Annotated in this window: 12 protein-coding genes, 4 tRNA genes and 1 pseudogene; 7 read left to right on the forward strand and 10 right to left on the reverse strand. The window is 67.7% G+C overall.

Annotated elements, in window-relative coordinates; genetic code table 11:
- The 3 genes and pseudogenes from OSC30_RS15145 to OSC30_RS15155 form a co-directional block, all read right to left on the reverse strand.
- Nucleotides 1-308 (reverse strand): annotated as a pseudogene (locus OSC30_RS15145) (UDP-glucose 6-dehydrogenase); the annotation flags it as partial.
- 275 nt (nucleotides 309-583) lie between these two features.
- Entirely contained in the window at nucleotides 584-1330 is a 747-nt protein-coding gene (locus OSC30_RS15150) for an FKBP-type peptidyl-prolyl cis-trans isomerase (protein WP_267172704.1), read from the reverse strand.
- Between the two features lie 150 nt (nucleotides 1331-1480).
- Nucleotides 1481-3235 carry a cation:proton antiporter gene (locus tag OSC30_RS15155; RefSeq protein WP_267172705.1) on the reverse strand — a complete coding sequence of 585 codons (1755 nt, stop codon included), beginning with the start codon at nucleotides 3233-3235 and terminating at the stop codon, nucleotides 1481-1483.
- 149 nt (nucleotides 3236-3384) lie between these two features.
- Here OSC30_RS15155 and OSC30_RS15160 point away from each other — a divergent pair.
- The 3 genes from OSC30_RS15160 (at nucleotide 3385) to OSC30_RS15170 (ending at nucleotide 3660) form a co-directional block, all read left to right on the forward strand.
- Nucleotides 3385-3460, forward strand: a tRNA-Ala gene (locus OSC30_RS15160).
- A 9-nt stretch (nucleotides 3461-3469) separates the two neighbouring features.
- Nucleotides 3470-3545, forward strand: a tRNA-Glu gene (locus OSC30_RS15165).
- A gap of 38 nt (nucleotides 3546-3583) precedes the next feature.
- Nucleotides 3584-3660, forward strand: a tRNA-Asp gene (locus OSC30_RS15170).
- A 233-nt stretch (nucleotides 3661-3893) separates the two neighbouring features.
- On the opposite strand, the gene OSC30_RS15175 is transcribed toward OSC30_RS15170, so the two are convergent.
- The gene (locus tag OSC30_RS15175) at nucleotides 3894-4370 is read right to left on the reverse strand and encodes a DUF1249 domain-containing protein (protein ID WP_267172706.1); all 477 of its coding nucleotides are present in this window, start codon (nucleotides 4368-4370) and stop codon (nucleotides 3894-3896) included.
- Nucleotides 4371-4386: 16 nt separating this feature from the next.
- Nucleotides 4387-5202, reverse strand: coding sequence for a posphoenolpyruvate synthetase regulatory kinase/phosphorylase PpsR (ppsR, locus tag OSC30_RS15180; RefSeq protein WP_267172707.1), 816 nt, complete (start codon nucleotides 5200-5202; stop codon nucleotides 4387-4389).
- A 225-nt stretch (nucleotides 5203-5427) separates the two neighbouring features.
- Between ppsR and ppsA the strand changes: the two genes are divergently transcribed.
- Nucleotides 5428-7800, forward strand: coding sequence for a phosphoenolpyruvate synthase (gene ppsA / locus OSC30_RS15185; RefSeq protein WP_267172708.1), 2373 nt, complete (start codon nucleotides 5428-5430; stop codon nucleotides 7798-7800).
- Nucleotides 7801-7957: 157 nt separating this feature from the next.
- On the opposite strand, the gene OSC30_RS15190 is transcribed toward ppsA, so the two are convergent.
- A tRNA-Ser gene (locus tag OSC30_RS15190) sits at nucleotides 7958-8047 on the reverse strand.
- A gap of 112 nt (nucleotides 8048-8159) precedes the next feature.
- Here OSC30_RS15190 and OSC30_RS15195 point away from each other — a divergent pair.
- Nucleotides 8160-8864 (forward strand): PP2C family protein-serine/threonine phosphatase, encoded by a 705-nt coding sequence (locus OSC30_RS15195; protein ID WP_267172769.1) that lies wholly within the window; start codon nucleotides 8160-8162, stop codon nucleotides 8862-8864.
- Between the two features lie 36 nt (nucleotides 8865-8900).
- On the opposite strand, the gene dnaQ is transcribed toward OSC30_RS15195, so the two are convergent.
- From dnaQ to OSC30_RS15210, 3 genes are read right to left on the reverse strand one after another with little or no spacing between them, the layout of a single operon-like run.
- Complete coding sequence (gene dnaQ, locus OSC30_RS15200; protein WP_267172709.1) at nucleotides 8901-9635, reverse strand: DNA polymerase III subunit epsilon; 735 nt, start codon at nucleotides 9633-9635, stop codon at nucleotides 8901-8903.
- Nucleotides 9632-10075, reverse strand: a complete 444-nt coding sequence (gene rnhA / locus OSC30_RS15205; RefSeq protein ID WP_267172710.1) for a ribonuclease HI — start codon at nucleotides 10073-10075, stop codon at nucleotides 9632-9634. The genes dnaQ and rnhA overlap by 4 nt, the downstream gene beginning before the upstream one ends.
- 17 nt (nucleotides 10076-10092) lie before the next feature.
- Nucleotides 10093-10773: a class I SAM-dependent methyltransferase gene (locus OSC30_RS15210; RefSeq protein WP_267172711.1), complete on the reverse strand. Its 681-nt coding sequence runs from the start codon at nucleotides 10771-10773 to the stop codon at nucleotides 10093-10095.
- 203 nt (nucleotides 10774-10976) lie between these two features.
- On the opposite strand from OSC30_RS15210, the gene gloB reads away from it, so the two are divergent.
- Nucleotides 10977-11741, forward strand: coding sequence for a hydroxyacylglutathione hydrolase (gene gloB, locus OSC30_RS15215; protein WP_267172712.1), 765 nt, complete (start codon nucleotides 10977-10979; stop codon nucleotides 11739-11741).
- The gene (locus OSC30_RS15220) at nucleotides 11738-12979 is read left to right on the forward strand and encodes a transglycosylase SLT domain-containing protein (RefSeq protein ID WP_267172713.1); all 1242 of its coding nucleotides are present in this window, start codon (nucleotides 11738-11740) and stop codon (nucleotides 12977-12979) included. The genes gloB and OSC30_RS15220 overlap by 4 nt, the downstream gene beginning before the upstream one ends.
- A 107-nt stretch (nucleotides 12980-13086) precedes the next feature.
- On the opposite strand, the gene asnB is transcribed toward OSC30_RS15220, so the two are convergent.
- The gene (gene asnB, locus OSC30_RS15225) at nucleotides 13087-15054 is read right to left on the reverse strand and encodes an asparagine synthase (glutamine-hydrolyzing) (RefSeq protein WP_267172714.1); all 1968 of its coding nucleotides are present in this window, start codon (nucleotides 15052-15054) and stop codon (nucleotides 13087-13089) included.
- Nucleotides 15055-15216: the final 162 nt, after the last annotated feature.

Below are 15216 nucleotides of genomic sequence, written 5' to 3' on the forward strand. Positions count from 1 at the left end.
GCCACTTCCAGCACGTAGCGCAGGTCGGCGCTGCCGTCCTCGTCCGGCGGCGTGCCGACGGCGATGAAGATCACGTCGCCGTGCGCCACCGCCGGCGCGGCCTCGGTGGTGAAGTCCAGCCGGCCGCCCTCGTGGTTGCGCTGGACCATCGGCGCCAGGCCCGGCTCGAAGATCGGCACCTCGCCCTGTTTCAGGCGGGCGACCTTGGCCGCGTCCACGTCCACGCACACCACGTGGTTGCCCATTTCCGCCAGGCAGGTACCGGTGACCAGGCCCACGTAGCCGGTGCCGAACAGGGTGACTTTCATCCGAGCGATCGCTCCTGAGCAAAAACGATCGCGAATTCTAACAGGCGCCGCCGGTGTGGACCGAAAAAGGTTCTTCGCCGGCTCGCGGGAACGAGCTGCAGCCTCGCCTTGCAGGAGCGCACCTTTGCGCGACCGCATGGCAACGATCAGGCATGGCGGTCGCGCAAAAAGTGCGCTCCTACGAAACCGAAGATCCACGGCTGTCGAGGCCAGGAATCAAAAAAAAGGGCGCGGATCGCTCCGCGCCCCTTCCGTTTCCGTCACGTGACGCGGGTTTACTTGCCCGCGCCCTGACCGCCGGCGGGAGTCGGGCCGGTCTTGACCAGAGTCACGTCGAAGATGATCGCCGAGTTCGGCGGGAAACCGTTCTGCGGCTGTGCGCCGTAGGCCAGGTTCGACGGGATGTACAGCATGTAGTGTGCGCCCGTCTTCATCAGCTCCAGACCCTCGCGGAAGCCGGGGATGACGGCGTTCAGCGGGATCGAAGCGGGCTTGCCCTTCTCCGAGGCGTCGAACTTCTCGCCATTGACGAAGGTGCCCACGTAGTTCACCTGCACGGTATCGCCCGGGCCCGGACGCGCACCGGAGCCTTCGCTGATCACCTTGTACTGCAGGCCCGAGGCAGTGGTCTTCACGCCAGGCTTGCTCTTGTTCTTGGCCAGGAAGGCTTCGCCATCGGCCTTGTTCTTGGACGCGACCTTCTCGTACTGGGCCTTGGCCTTGGCCTGCAGCTTGGCGACGAAGGCATCGCGCACCGTCTTGGCCTCTTCCTCGCTCATCGTCGGCTTCTGGCCCGACAACGCCGACTGCACGGCGCGGGCGACCGTCGCCGGGTCGACTTCCTCACGCACCAGCGGCGGCAGCTGGGTGGCCAGGTCCCAGCCGACCACGTAGCTGGCCTTGGTCTTGTCGACCGTGCCGGCGGCGCCGGACTTGGCGGCCTGGGCGTGAACGCCCGCGGTCATGCCCAGCGCAACGACCATGGCGGCCGCCGTCAGCGTGGGACGCAGAAAATGCTTCATTCGTAACTCCCTCAATGGAATGTGCCGGCAATGCGACCCGTGCCTCCCCGATGGAGGCAGGCGGCGCATTGTGAGGCGCGTCGAGCGGTCTTGGCAACGACACCGGCTGTCGACCGTCAGGCTCGGGAAAGGTTCCCGCCTTCACGCGCGCTACTCGTCGGGCGACGGTCTTTCCAGCGTGTCGCGCAGGGCCGCCTGCAGCCTGGCGTGCATCTTCACCAGCGCGCGCCACAACACCGCCGCCAGCAGCACGCCGGCCACCAGCAGCAGGATCGCCACACCGCGCGGCGGCAGGATCGCCGAGCCGAGCACGCTCACCAGCAGACCCAGCGCCAGCAGCGTGCCCAGCGGAATCAACCGCGCCAGCACACTGCGGATGGCGTGCGTATAGCCGCCGGCGAACTGCTCGCGGATGCCCAGTTCGGCCAGCAACATGCCCAGCGCCTCGGCCTTGCGGTAGATGGCGATCAGCATCGGCAGTGACAGGAACAGCGCCGCGGCGAAAATCAGCGAGTGGCGGGTCTCGCGGTTGGCCCCCAGCGTGGAGAACCAGGCCCAGTTGTGCGCGTTGACGTAGGCGCCGATCACGAACAGCGTCACCACCAGCACCACGTTGACGCCGATGTGCCACAGCAGCCGGCGCAGCATCGCCGCGATCATGGCGTTCTGCTCCACCGGCCGCAGGCTGCCAAGCCAGTTCGCATAACTGGTCAGCAACAGGCGCAGCGGCCCCGGCGTAACCCGCCGCATGCCATCGACGATGCCGTTGGCGTGGCCGACCAGATACGGCGAGGCAGCCATGCACACCACCGACACCGCCACCGCGATCGGGTAGATGAATTCGCTGACCACGCCCAACGCGGCGCCCAGCGCAGCGATCACGAAGGAGAACTCGCCGATCTGCGCCATGCTCAGGCCGGTGCGGATCGACGAGCGCACCTCTTGCCCGGCCGCGATCATGCCCATGCCGACTGCCATCGTCTTGCCGATCATCACCACCACGGCGATGCCCAGCGCCGGCACCGCGTATTGCCACAGCAACGCGGGATCGATCTTCAGGCCGATCGCGACGAAGAACAGCGCCGCGAACATGTCGCGCAGCGGTTCGACCAGCCGCATCACGCGATGGGCGTTGCGCGCCTCGGCGATCACCGCGCCGGCCAGGAACGCCCCGAGCGCCACGCTGAAGCCCAGCCAGGCGGCGAACAGGCTGGCGCCGAAGCACACACCCAGCGCGCTGACCAGCAGGGTTTCGTCGCGCCCGAACCCGGCCACGTAATCGATCAGCCGCGGCAACAACAGCAGGCCGAGGATCATGCCGGCCACCACGAACAGGCTGACATGGCCCACCACCACCAACGCGGTGCCGGCTTCCATGGCGCCGCCGATGGCGACCGCGCTCAGCACGGTGAGGATCACGATCGCCAGTACGTCCTCGGCCACCAGGATGCCCACGACGCGCTGGGCGAACGGCAGGTGGCGCAAACCACCCTCGGCCAGCGTGCGCGTGGCGACCATGGTCGAGGACAGCGAGATCAACGCACCAAGGAACAGCGCATCCATGCTGTTCCAGCCCATCAACTCGCCCAGGCCCGTGCCGATCCAGAGCATCAGCCCCACTTCGATCACCGCGACCATCAGCACACCCATGCCGACCTCGCGCAGCTTGCGCACGCTGAACTCCAGGCCCAGCGTGAACATCAGCAGCACGACGCCCAGGTTGGAGATGTCGTCGATTGCGCGCGGGTCGCCCACCAGCACGCCCGGCGTATGCGGGCCGATCAGCACGCCGGCCAGGATGTAGCCCAGCAGCACCGGCTGGCGCAGGCGCTGGAACAACACCGTAGTGGCGCCCGCCACGATCATCACCATGGCAAGGTCGCGGATGAAGCCGATCTCGTGCATGCATGCTCCGACGCGTGTGGCCGCCCAGCTTACGGCACAACACGGGCATCCCGATGCGACATCGCGCGCGTGACGGCCGCGCGCAGAATTTTCGAAAAAACCCTTGACGGATTCGCGAACCCTGCCTATTCTTTCGGGCTTCCAGCGGCGGGGCCATAGCTCAGCTGGGAGAGCGCCTGCATGGCATGCAGGAGGTCGGCGGTTCGATCCCGCCTGGCTCCACCAACCTAATCCGTCCCCATCGTCTAGAGGCCTAGGACATCACCCTTTCACGGTGGCGACCGGGGTTCGAATCCCCGTGGGGACGCCAAGGTTGGTCTCGCACTTTGTGTAGCTGGAAAACAACGCGGAGCGGTAGTTCAGTCGGTTAGAATGCTGGCCTGTCACGCCGGAGGTCGCGGGTTCGAGTCCCGTCCGCTCCGCCATTTACGAGAAGCCCGCCTTGTGCGGGTTTTTTGTTGGGCGTTATTTGTGCGTTCGTCCTGAACGCGAAAGCAAAAGCGGCCATCCATGGCCGCGTTCTTCGCAAGGGCTTCGCCCTTGAATGGCTTCCGCTCAATCGTGGGCTTCGATCCGCTCGAGCGTTCCCACCGAATGCCCCCTGCCCCGCCAGATACTCCAGCACGTTCGCGAAAGCCATGGCGGGATGAAGCTCACCCTACGGAGAGGCCGCTTCCTCGATCCGCTCGAGCGTGCCTGCCGAATGGCCCTGCTCCGCCAGATATTCCAGCCAGCGCGACAGGAAACCGTTCATGCGCAGCCGATGCTGGAGCACCGTGTGCGCTTCCGGGAACGGCCCCAGCACCTGCCACAGATGCCGGCCTGGATGGCAATGCAAGGCCTCGGCCACGTGCGCGTCGGTGTACATGCGCAGTTGCGCCGAAGGCGTGGGATGGCCTGTTTGCGCATCGACGAAACCGTAGGTCAGCTCCAGCTCCAGCGTGTACGGATGACGCTCCTGCACGTGCATGTGCACGTCCAGCCCGTCGTCCACGCCGGAACGGTAGCGCCCGGGCGCAAGCGTCTGCGGCGCGAACAGGTGCGCCAGGCGGTGATAGTTCTCCGCGTACAACCCCATCAGGAACTCGAAGCGTCCCGGAAGCAGGGCGGCGCGGTTGTCCAGTACGGCACTCATCAGGATCGGATATACCTCAAAACATGGTGCGCTCGATACCGAAGCGCTCGAAGATCTTGCTGGCGATCTCCTCGATCGAGACGTGGGTGGTGTTGAGCGAGGAAATGCCTGCCTGGCGCATCAACCGATCCGCCTGTTCCAGCTCCCAACGGCACTGCTGCAGACTGGCATACCGGCTGCCCGGCCGCCGCTGTTCGCGGATCTGCGCCAGGCGCTGGGCGTCGATGTTCAAACCGAACAGCCGATCCTTGTACGGCTTGAGCCGCTTGGGCAGTTCGAGCTTGTCCAGGTCGTCGTCGGTCAACGGGTAGTTGGCGGCTTTGACGCCGTAATGCAAGGCCATGTACAGGCAGGTCGGCGTTTTGCCCGAGCGCGACACGCCGATCAGGATCAGGTCGGCCTGGTCGTAGTCCACGTCCACGCCGTCGTCGTGCGCCAACGCATAGTTGGTGGCGTTGATGCGCGCCTCGTACTTGTCGAAATCGACCAGGCCATGCGAGCGGTTGACCATGCCCGAACGCTTGGTTCCCAGCTCTTCCTCCAACGGCCCGATGAAGGGCGCGAACACGTCCAGCATCAGGCCGCCGCTCTGCGCGACGATGTCGCACAGCGCGCGATCGGCCATCGTGTTGACCACGATCGGACGCTCGCCGGTCTGGGCGTAGCGGGTCTTGATCCGCAGCGCAGCGGCCTCGGCCTTATGCGTGTCGTCCACGAACGGCAGGCGATGCTTGTCGAACTGGATGCCCTCGAACTGCGCGAGGATCGAGTTGCCGATCGTCTCCGCGGTAATACCAGTGGAGTCGGAGATGAAGAAAACCGTGCGTTGCATGCGGGTGTCCGTTCGCCGGTGGGTGGTTGTGCTGGAACCTTAGCGCATGCGTCGAAGCCCGTGCTCGCTTGACTCCGCGCTGACTGGTATGCAGTTGGCGCGGCGCCACGGGCAAATGGTCTTCTTGTGCCATGCACCATCGACAGCGGACAATACCAGTCCTTTGCAGGCCGGAAACCGGCTGGCGCAGCGCGTATTACCCCAAGCTTTTCTAAGGAGATTCCCTTGAACGACCTGGTGCTTTGGCTGGACAACCTGCGCATGACCGACCTGGCCAAGGTCGGCGGCAAGAACGCCTCGCTCGGCGAGATGATCGGCAACCTCGCCAAGCTCGGCGTGTCGGTGCCCGGCGGATTTGCCACCACCGCCGACGCCTTCCAGCAGTACCTGGACAAGAGCGGCGTGGCCAAGCGCATCCGCGAGCGCCTGGACGGGCTCGACGTGGAAGACGTCGAGACCCTGACCGCCGCCGGCAAGGAGATCCGCGGCTGGGTCACCGAGACCCCGCTGCCGCAGGAGCTGGACCAGGCCATCCGCGATGCCTACGCCAAACTTTGCAAGGACGCCGGCGCCGACGATATCGCAGTGGCCGTGCGCTCCTCCGCCACCGCCGAAGACCTGCCCGACGCGAGCTTCGCCGGCCAGCAGGAAACCTTCCTCAACGTGGTCGGCATCGAGGACGTGCTGCACAAGGTCAAGGAAGTCTTCGCCTCGCTCTACAACGACCGCGCGATCGCCTACCGCGTCCACCAGGGTTTCAAGCACGAGGACGTGTTCCTCTCCGCTGGCGTGCAGCTGATGGTGCGCTCGGACATCGGCGCCTCCGGCGTGCTGTTCACGCTGGACACCGAGTCGGGCTTCCGCGACGTGGTGTTCGTCACCGGCTCCTACGGCCTGGGCGAGATGGTCGTGCAGGGCGCGGTGAACCCCGACGAGTTCTACGTCTTCAAGCCCACGCTCAAGGCCGGCAAGCCCGCCCTGCTCCGCCGCAGCCTCGGCGCCAAGCAGCAGCGGATGGTTTATTCGGACCAGCCCGGCGAGCGCGTGCGAATCGAGGAAACCCCGGCTGACCTGCGCAACCGCTTCTGCGTCAGCGACGACGACGTGCAGGAGCTGGCCAAGCAGGCACTGGTCATCGAGCAGCACTACGGCCGTCCGATGGACATCGAGTGGGCTAAGGACGGCAACACCGGCAAGCTCTACATCGTGCAGGCGCGCCCGGAGACGGTGAAGTCGCGCGCCCATGCCACCCAGCTCGAGCGCTTCCAGCTCAACGAAAAGGGCAAGGTATTGGCCGAGGGCCGCGCTATTGGCCAGAAGATCGGCAGCGGCAAGGCGCGCGTGGTCAAGTCGATCAGCCAGATGCATGAATTCCAGAATGGCGACGTGCTGGTGGCCGACATGACCGACCCGGACTGGGAGCCGATCATGAAGCGTGCCGCCGCCATCGTGACCAACCGCGGCGGCCGCACCTGCCATGCGGCGATCATCGCGCGCGAACTGGGCGTGCCGGCCGTGGTCGGTACGGGCAACGCGCTGCAGCTGATTCCCGATGGCGCGGAAGTCACCGTGTCCTGCGCCGAAGGCGACACCGGCACCATCTACGAAGGCAAGCTCGGTTTCGACCGCATCACCGCAGACCTGGGCGCCATGCCGGAGGCGCCGCTCAAGATCATGATGAACGTGGCCAACCCCGAGCGTGCATTCGATTTCGGCATGCTGCCCAACGCCGGCATCGGCCTGGCGCGCCTGGAGATGATCATCGCCAGCCACATCGGCGTGCATCCCAAGGCACTGCTGGAATACGGCAAACAGGACGCCGAGACCAAGGCGAAGATCGACGAGCGCATGGCCGGCTACGCCGATCCGGTGAGCTTCTACGTCGACCGCCTGGCCGAGGGCATCGCCACCATCGCCGCGTCGGTGTATCCGAAGCCGGTGATCGTGCGGCTCTCGGACTTCAAGTCCAACGAGTACGCCGGCCTGATCGGCGGCGCGCGCTACGAGCCGCACGAAGAAAACCCGATGATCGGCTTCCGCGGCGCCAGCCGCTATGTCGATGCGAGCTTCGCCGAAGCCTTCGCGCTGGAGTGCAAGGCGGTCCGGAAAGTACGCGAAACCATGGGCCTCACCAACGTGTGGGTCATGATTCCGTTCGTGCGCACGCTGGGCGAGGGCCGCAAGGTGGTCGAGGTGCTGGAGAAGAACGGCCTCAAGCAGGGCAAGGACGAACTCAAGGTCATCATGATGTGCGAGGTGCCGTCCAACGCCCTGCTCGCCGAGGAGTTTCTGGAGATCTTCGACGGCTTTTCGATCGGCTCCAACGACCTCACCCAGCTCACCCTGGGCCTGGACCGCGATTCGGGCATCGTCGCCAACCTGTTCGACGAGCGCGACCCGGCGGTCAAGAAGCTGCTGGCCATGGCGATCAGGACCGCCCGCGAGAAGGGCAAGTACGTCGGCATCTGCGGCCAGGGCCCGAGCGATCATCCGGATCTGGCCGAGTGGCTGATGGACCAGGGCATCGAGTCGGTTTCGCTCAACCCCGATACGGTGGTCGACACCTGGCTGCGGCTGGCCAAGAAGAAGGCGGGCTGAGCGCGCGCCAGGAGCGCACCTATCCACTGTCGGCCCTTCCCCCGCGCACGGGAAGGGACCGACTGGCGGATGGGAGAAGCCTTGCGGGAAGCTGCCACCGAGGCTCCGACCGAACGCCAGAAACGCAAAAGGCCCCGATCGGGGCCTTTTGCGTTTCTGGCGGAGAGGGTGGGATTCGAACCCACGGTACGCTTACACGTACGCCTGATTTCGAGTCAGGTACATTCGACCACTCTGCCACCTCTCCAAAGGGGCGCACGGTGGTCCCGCGCGAGCCGGCAATCATACGCGGGCAGGCATACCGTGACAACTGGATGGGCGTACGGCATGCTGCGCCGGATAACGTGAGCTGGCACCCCATGATCGAGTTCGGACACGGCACCCACGTCGGGCTGCGCCGCACGCGCAACGAGGACACCTATTACGCCGACCCGGCCCTGGGATTGTTCCTGGTCGCCGATGGCATGGGCGGGCACCAGCATGGCGAGGTCGCCTCCGCGCTGGTGCGCGATGCCATCGTCGAGCAAGTCGCGGGCGGCGGCAGCCTTGCCGAGGCGGTGCGCCGGGCGGGCGAACGGCTGCTCAGGCAGGCCAGCGGCGTGTCCGATGCCCTTCCGATGGGCACGACCGTGGCCGCCCTGCTGCTGGCCGGTGAGCGCTATGAGGTGGCCTGGGTCGGCGACAGCCGCATCTATCTCTGGCAGCACGGTGCACTGCGCCAGGTCAGCCACGATCATTCCCTGGTGCAGGAACTGGTCGCCGCCGGCCGGCTCGATCCGGCGCTGGCCGACCGGCATCCGCAGCGCAACGTGTTGACCCAGGCGCTTGGCGTCACCGCGATCGAGCAGTTGCACATCGGCATGGCGCGCGGGCGCGCCGAGGCGGGCAGCCGGTTCCTGCTGTGCAGCGACGGCCTGACCGAAAGCCTGTCCGACGCCACGATTGCGCGGATCGTCGGCCGTACGGATCTTGCCGCGCAGGAGTGCGTCGATCATCTGCTTCTCGCCTCGCTGGACGGCAGCGCGGACGACAACATCACGGTGATCCTGGCGCGCGTGAGCTAGGGCGCCATCGAAAGAGCCGACGCAGCCCGCGGATGGCTACGCTTCGGCCAGTGCCGGTTCGGGCTGTTCGACGCGGCGCCACACGCTGCCGCCCTGGGCGGCCTTGTCCAGCGAATCCAGCCGGCTTTCGTGCGCGGCCAGTTCGTTCGCGTCCGCGCGCAGCACGCGCGGGCGGCGCAGCAACGTGATCGGCGCCAGCACCGTCGTGCCCGCTTCCTCGGCGGCGCCCTCGAAGGCCAGGTCCAGCGCGACCTGGCCGGAGGTCATGTACAGATAGACGTCGGCCAGCAGCTGGGCATCGATCAGGCCGCCGTGCAGGTCGCGCGCGGAGTTGTCCACGCCCAGGCGCTTGCACAGGGCATCGAGGCTGTTGCGCTGCCCGGGGTAGCGTTCGCGCGCCATCGCCAGCGTGTCGATCACGTGGCAGCGATCGCCGATGCAGCCCAGGTGCACGCCGACCCGCGCCATTTCGGCGTCGAGGAAGCCGACGTCGAAGCTCGCGTTGTGGATGATCAGTTCGGCATCGGCGATGAACGCCAGAAAGTCCTCGACCACCTCGGCGAAGCGCGGCTTGTCGAGCAGGAACGCGTCCTCGATGCCGGTGACCTGCCGCGCGCCCTCGTCGATGGCGCGCTCGGGGTTCAGGTAGGTCTGCCAGTGGCGGCCGGTCGGCCGGCGCTCGATGAGTTCGACGCAGGCGATTTCGATCAGCCGATGCCCCTGGCGGACCTCCAGCCCGGTGGTCTCGGTATCCAGAACGATCTGTCTCATGCCCTGCCCCTGTGGCGCTCGGCCTGCTCGCGCGCGGCGGTGTCGACGCGCTCGTTTTCCACGTGGCCAGTGTGGCCGCGCACCCAGGCCCAGCGTACCTGATGCGGCGTCTTGGCCGCCGCCAGGCGCTCCCACAGATCCTGGTTTTTCACCGGCTTCTTGTCCGAGGTGCGCCACCCATTGGCGACCCACCGGGGCAACCATCGTTCGATGCCCTGCATGACGTAGCGCGAGTCGGTGGTGAGTACCACGTTGCACGGCCGGGTCAGCGCTTCGAGCGCGCTGATCGCGGCCATCAGTTCCATGCGGTTGTTGGTGGTGTCCGGCTCGCCCCCGGCGACCAGGCGTTCGACGCCCTTGGCGCGCAGCAGGGCGGCCCAGCCGCCGGGCCCGGGATTGCCCAGGCACGCGCCGTCGGTAAACGCTTCGACTTCGATCATCGTTCCTCGCGAGAAATTCAGGCGGCCGCGCTGCGGCGTGCGCCGGGCGCCAGCCCGGCGACCGGCGCTGCGGCGATCGCTCGCGGACGCAGCCGGATCGGCGCGGTAGCCTGGCGGCGCTTGCGCGCGATCAACAGGTAGCCGCCACCAAGCGGGCCGCCATGATGCGGCACCACGGCCGAGCTCGGCCACATGGGCCCGAGGCGCTGCACGCGCTCCACGTTGAGCTCGGCACCGCGCAGCCAGTGGCCGATGCGCAGTGGCGATTCCAGGTTCAATCCCCGCTGGCCGCGCCACAGCAGCCAGGGTAACCAGCCGCTGGCCGGATGCATGCCGGTCAGCGCCAGCATGCCGCCCGGCACGAGCACGCGGGAGGCCTCGCGCAGCAGGGATTGCGGATCCGGCGCCACTTCCAACGCGTGGCTTAGCAGCACGAGGCCGAACGCGTCGTCCACGAACGGCAACGGCTCGTCCAGGCGCGCATGCAGGTCACCAGCGCAATGGCTGCCGTCCAGATGCAGGTGCACCCAGCGGTCGAGCATCGGCGTTGGCGGCGGCACGTCGCGCACGACCGCGGACACCTGCAGCGCGTAGGCGCCGGCGCAGCGCTGCAACTCGGGGGCGAGCGCCTGCGCTTCCGCTGCCAGCAGGCCACGCATTGGCTTGCTGGCGAAGATGTCTTGATCGCGCTCGGCCATGTCGCGCCCGTTCCGCTGCAAAGTTGAAGTGTAGCCGTTGGCGGTTGGAAGCGCGTCACAGGTCGCGGAACCGGCCGGCTGCCTGAACACAAATCACACATTTAACGACTCACTAACGAGCACCCGGGATACGGCACCTATAGTCGACCGGTTCGCGCAAGCCGGATGCCTGCGCCAGTCGATACGAAGACTGCGGAGGCCGCTTGCACGTCGTACCGTTACCGGCACTTGCCGACAACTACATCTGGTTGCTGCACGACGACGCCGGCCAGGCCATTGTGGTCGATCCCGGCGACGCCGCTCCCGTCGAGGCCGCCCTTGCCGCCCGTTCGTTGCGGCTGCGGGCGATTCTGCTGACCCACCACCACGGCGACCACATCGCCGGCGCCGCCGTTCTGCGCGACCGCCACGGCGCCGCCGTGTACGCACCGCGGGACGAGCGCATCGGCGTGGCCGACCACCGCGTCAGCGAAGGCGACGTGGTAGCGCTGGAACACCCGCAGGCCCGCTTCGACGTGCTCGAGGTGCCCGGCCACACCCGCAGCCACATCGCCTACGCCGGCGAAGGCTCCCTGTTCTGCGGCGACACCCTGTTCAGCCTGGGCTGCGGCCGCATGTTCGAAGGCACGCCGGCGCAGATGCTCGCCTCGCTGGAACGCCTGGCCGCGCTGCCGGGCGAATTGCAGGTCTGCTGCGGACACGAATACACCCAGGCCAATGGCCGCTTCGCGCGCCAGGTCGATCCGGACAACGCCGCCCTGGCCATCCGTTGCGCCGAAGCCGCCGAGGCCCTCGCCCACGCTCGCCCCACCCTTCCCGTGGCGCTGGCCAGCGAGCTGGCGTGCAACCCTTTCCTGCGTATCGACAGCGAACCGCTGATCGACTGGTCACGGCGGCAGCATGCCGCCGGCGGCCGGGTCGAACGCTTCGCCGCCCTGCGCGCTGCCAAGGATGTTTTCCAAGGATGAATCGCGTATTCCGTCCCCTGCCGCTGGCGCTGTCGCTGGTGCTTGCCGCCTGCGCCACCGCACCGGCGCCCAAGGCTCCGCCGCCGCGTGCCGAAGCGCCCGCGCCCATGCTGCCCGACGCCGTCGCCTCGGCGCCGGCAAGCCCGCTGCCTCCCGCCAGCACCACCGTCTGGGAACGCCTGCGCGGCAGCTTCGAGATGGCAGATTGCAATGCCGATCCGGCCATCGACACCTGGGCGCGCCGCTACACGCGCTCGCCCAAGGGGTTCGAGGCACAGATGCGGCGAATCCTGCCGCGGCTGGTGTACGTACAGGAGAGCGCGGCGCGCCATGGCGTGCCCGGCGAGTTCACGCTGCTGCCGTGGGTGGAAAGCCACTTCAAACCGGTGCCGCCGCGCAAGAACCGCGCCGCCGGCATGTGGCAGATCATGCCGGGCACCGCGCGCCACATGGGCCTGAGCGTCAGGCGCGACTACGACGGCCGGCTCGACCTGACGACCTCCACCGACAAGGTGATGGCGCTGCTCAAGCACTACCACGACTACTTCCAGGACTGGCGCCTGGCCGACTACGCCTACAACGCGGGCCGCTACGGCGTCGATCGCCTGGTCAACCGCGAAGGCGCGCCACCGGCCGAGCCGGCGGTGCCCACGCTGCCGGTGCGCGCCGGCACCCGGGCACACCTGGTCAAGCTCATGGCGATTGCCTGCGTGGTGCGCGAACCGGAGCGCTTCCACGTCAAGCTGCCGACGCTGGATGCCGACCAGCAGCTGGTCACCGTCGAACTGACCCGGCGCCTGTCGCTGGACGACGCCGCGCAGCAGGCCGGCATGCCGCGGGCCGCACTGGCCGACCTCAACGCGGGCTACCGCAACGGCGTGATCGATACCCGCCACGGCGGCCAGCTGCTGTTGCCGCGCCGGCATGCCGAACAACTGCGCACGGCTTTGCTCGCGCAAGCGGTTGGCGGACCCAGCGACCGTGTCGCCAGCGTCAGCGCCAAGCCCGGCCTTCCCGACCTGGGCGAGGAGGATGTCCCGGCCACCCGCCAGGCCGAGCACATCCCGGCCGCGCCCGGCGTCGACTCGCCCGAAGTCCACGTGGTCAAGCGCGGCGACACGCTGTTCGACATCGCGCACCACTACGGCGTGCGCGTGACCGAGCTGAGGCAGTGGAACCACCTGCGCGGCAACACCATCCGCATCGGGCAGAAGCTGAAGGTCGGCGCGCAGGACTGATCGCACGGCCTGCCCGCCCCTGACCAGTCGGCGGCAGGCCGCCGCCGGCAACGCGGCACGATAAGGGAGTCGCCGCCCATGGCGGGCTGCCCCGTCGTCCGCCTCCTTTAGCTACCCGACCCGCGCAACTCGCCGCCCGCACGCACCGCGGCGCGGCTCTGCCGCCAGTAGTCGTGCCAGGCCTGGAACATCAACACGTTCCAAAGGTGGGTGTGCCATTTGCGCTCGCCCGCCCCGAAGCGCTGCCACAGGCGCGCGATCGCCGTCGAATCCAGCACGCCGTCGGCCGCCAGCCGCTGCGGCGAGAGCAGGTCGCCCGCCCAGTCCTTCAGGTCGCCCCGCAACCACGCCGTCACCGGCGCGCCGAAACCACGCTTGCCGCGGTAGACCATCGAAGCTGGCAGGTAACGCAGCAGCACCTTCTTGAGCAGGAACTTGCTGACCCCGCCGCGCAGTTTCATGTCCAGCGGCAGCGACCAGGCGAACTCCGCCACGCGATAATCCAGCAGTGGCGCGCGCGCCTCCAGGCTCACCGCCATGCTGGTGCGGTCGACCTTGCACAGCAGGTCGTCCGGCAGGTAGGTCACGAAGTCGGCCAGCATCATCGCGTCGGCTGGCGTGCCGGCGCCTTCGAGCGGATCGGCCAGGTGGTAGAACGACTCGACCGGGCGCGCACCCGGCACTACCGCCGCCGGATCACGCCAGCGCGCCACGCGATTGCGGTAGACATCGCCGATGCCGCGCGCCCCCATTTCGGCCAGGAGCGCCGCCACGCCACCGCTGCGCGAGGCTTCGCCCTGGCCCTCGGCGATGCGGGCCAGCGGGCGCCGCAGCGCCGAGGGCACGCGCGAAAGCATCCGCCAGTTGCGCAACGCGCGCTGGTAGCGGCTGTAGCCGAAGAACAACTCGTCGCCACCATCGCCCGAGAGCGCCACTGTGACGCCACCGCGGGCCAGCTTCGCGACCAGCGCGGTCGGCACCTGCGAAGCATCGGCAAAAGGCTCGTCGAACATCGCCGGCAACTGCGGCACCACCGCCAGCGCGTCGGCGCCGCTTACGTAAAGCTCGGTGTGATCGGTGTGCAGGTGGCCGGCCACCTCGCGCGCCAGCGGCGCCTCGTCGTGGTGCGAATCCTCGAAGCCGATGCTGAAGCTGTGTACCGGCCGGGTGCTCTGCGCCTGCATCATCGAGGTGACGATCGAGGAGTCGGTACCGCCGGAAAGAAACACACCCACCGGCACGTCCGCGACCATGCGCAGCCCGACCGCGTCGCGCAGCAACGCGTCCAGCCGTTCCTCGGCCTCGGCGTCGGTGCCGCCGAACGGTGCCGCCAGGGCGGCGCGCATGCTCTCGCGTGCGTCCCAGAACGGCCGTTGCGCCAGCTCCGGCCGGTGCGCCGCGGCGCCGACCTGCACGGCCGCCGCGTCCAGCCGCAGCATGCGGCCGGGCATCAGCTTGAACGTGCGCTCGTGGATACAATGCGGCGCGGGGATGTAGTCCAGCCGCAACAACAAGGTGAGTGCGTCCCGGTCGATGCCGTTGTCGAAGCCCGGGTGCCGCCACAGCGACTTCAGCTCCGACCCGAACACCAGCGTATCGCCGGCCCAACCGTAATAAAGCGGCTTCTTGCCAACTCGGTCGCGGGCCAGCCACAGGCAACGTTCGCTGCGATCCCACAGCGCGAGTGCGAACATGCCGTTGCAGCGGCGCAGGCTCTCCTCCACGCCCCAGGCGACGAACGCCGCCAGCAGCACCTCGGTGTCGGAATGGCCGCAGAACGACGCCCCGCGTGCCTCCAGCTCACCGCGCAGTTCGCTGAAGTTGTAGATCTCGCCGTTGTAGGCCAGCACGTAGCGGCCGTCGGCCGACGCCATAGGCTGATGCCCCAGCGGCGACAGATCCAGGATGCTCAACCGCTGGTGCGCCAGCGCAATGCCGGCTTGCGCGTCCGCCCAGGTGCCGGCGTCGTCCGGCCCGCGGTGCAGCAGTGCGCCACCCATCGCGCCGGCCAGTGACGCGAGTTCTTGTTCCTGCCGCTCCGGCGAAGGCAGCAGCAGGCCCGCCAATCCACACATGGTTCCCGTTTCCCCGACCGCAAACGCGTCTTATACCCCATCCATGCGCCGACCCAATATCGGCTTGCCTGCAGGAGCCCACTTGTGGGCGATGCTTTTTGCTCGGGCGCGGCGATTACGAGCCAGAAGCATCGCCCACAAGTGGGCTCCTACAAAAGGTGA

This window comes from Frateuria hangzhouensis (genome assembly GCF_026410505.1).
Classification (GTDB): domain Bacteria; phylum Pseudomonadota; class Gammaproteobacteria; order Xanthomonadales; family Rhodanobacteraceae; genus Frateuria_A; species Frateuria_A hangzhouensis.

Excerpts from the sequence above, each read along its gene's own strand:
- OSC30_RS15150 (WP_267172704.1), bottom strand. The coding sequence starts at position 1,330 with ATGAAGCATTTTCTGCGTCCCACGCTGACGGCGGCCGCCATGGTCGTT.
- OSC30_RS15155 (WP_267172705.1), bottom strand. The coding sequence starts at position 3,235 with ATGCACGAGATCGGCTTCATCCGCGACCTTGCCATGGTGATGATCGTG.
- OSC30_RS15175 (WP_267172706.1), bottom strand. The coding sequence starts at position 4,370 with ATGAGTGCCGTACTGGACAACCGCGCCGCCCTGCTTCCGGGACGCTTC.
- ppsR (WP_267172707.1), bottom strand. The coding sequence starts at position 5,202 with ATGCAACGCACGGTTTTCTTCATCTCCGACTCCACTGGTATTACCGCG.
- OSC30_RS15195 (WP_267172769.1), top strand. The coding sequence starts at position 8,160 with ATGATCGAGTTCGGACACGGCACCCACGTCGGGCTGCGCCGCACGCGC.
- dnaQ (WP_267172709.1), bottom strand. The coding sequence starts at position 9,635 with ATGAGACAGATCGTTCTGGATACCGAGACCACCGGGCTGGAGGTCCGC.
- rnhA (WP_267172710.1), bottom strand. The coding sequence starts at position 10,075 with ATGATCGAAGTCGAAGCGTTTACCGACGGCGCGTGCCTGGGCAATCCC.
- OSC30_RS15210 (WP_267172711.1), bottom strand. The coding sequence starts at position 10,773 with ATGGCCGAGCGCGATCAAGACATCTTCGCCAGCAAGCCAATGCGTGGC.
- OSC30_RS15220 (WP_267172713.1), top strand. The coding sequence starts at position 11,738 with ATGAATCGCGTATTCCGTCCCCTGCCGCTGGCGCTGTCGCTGGTGCTT.
- asnB (WP_267172714.1), bottom strand. The coding sequence starts at position 15,054 with ATGTGTGGATTGGCGGGCCTGCTGCTGCCTTCGCCGGAGCGGCAGGAA.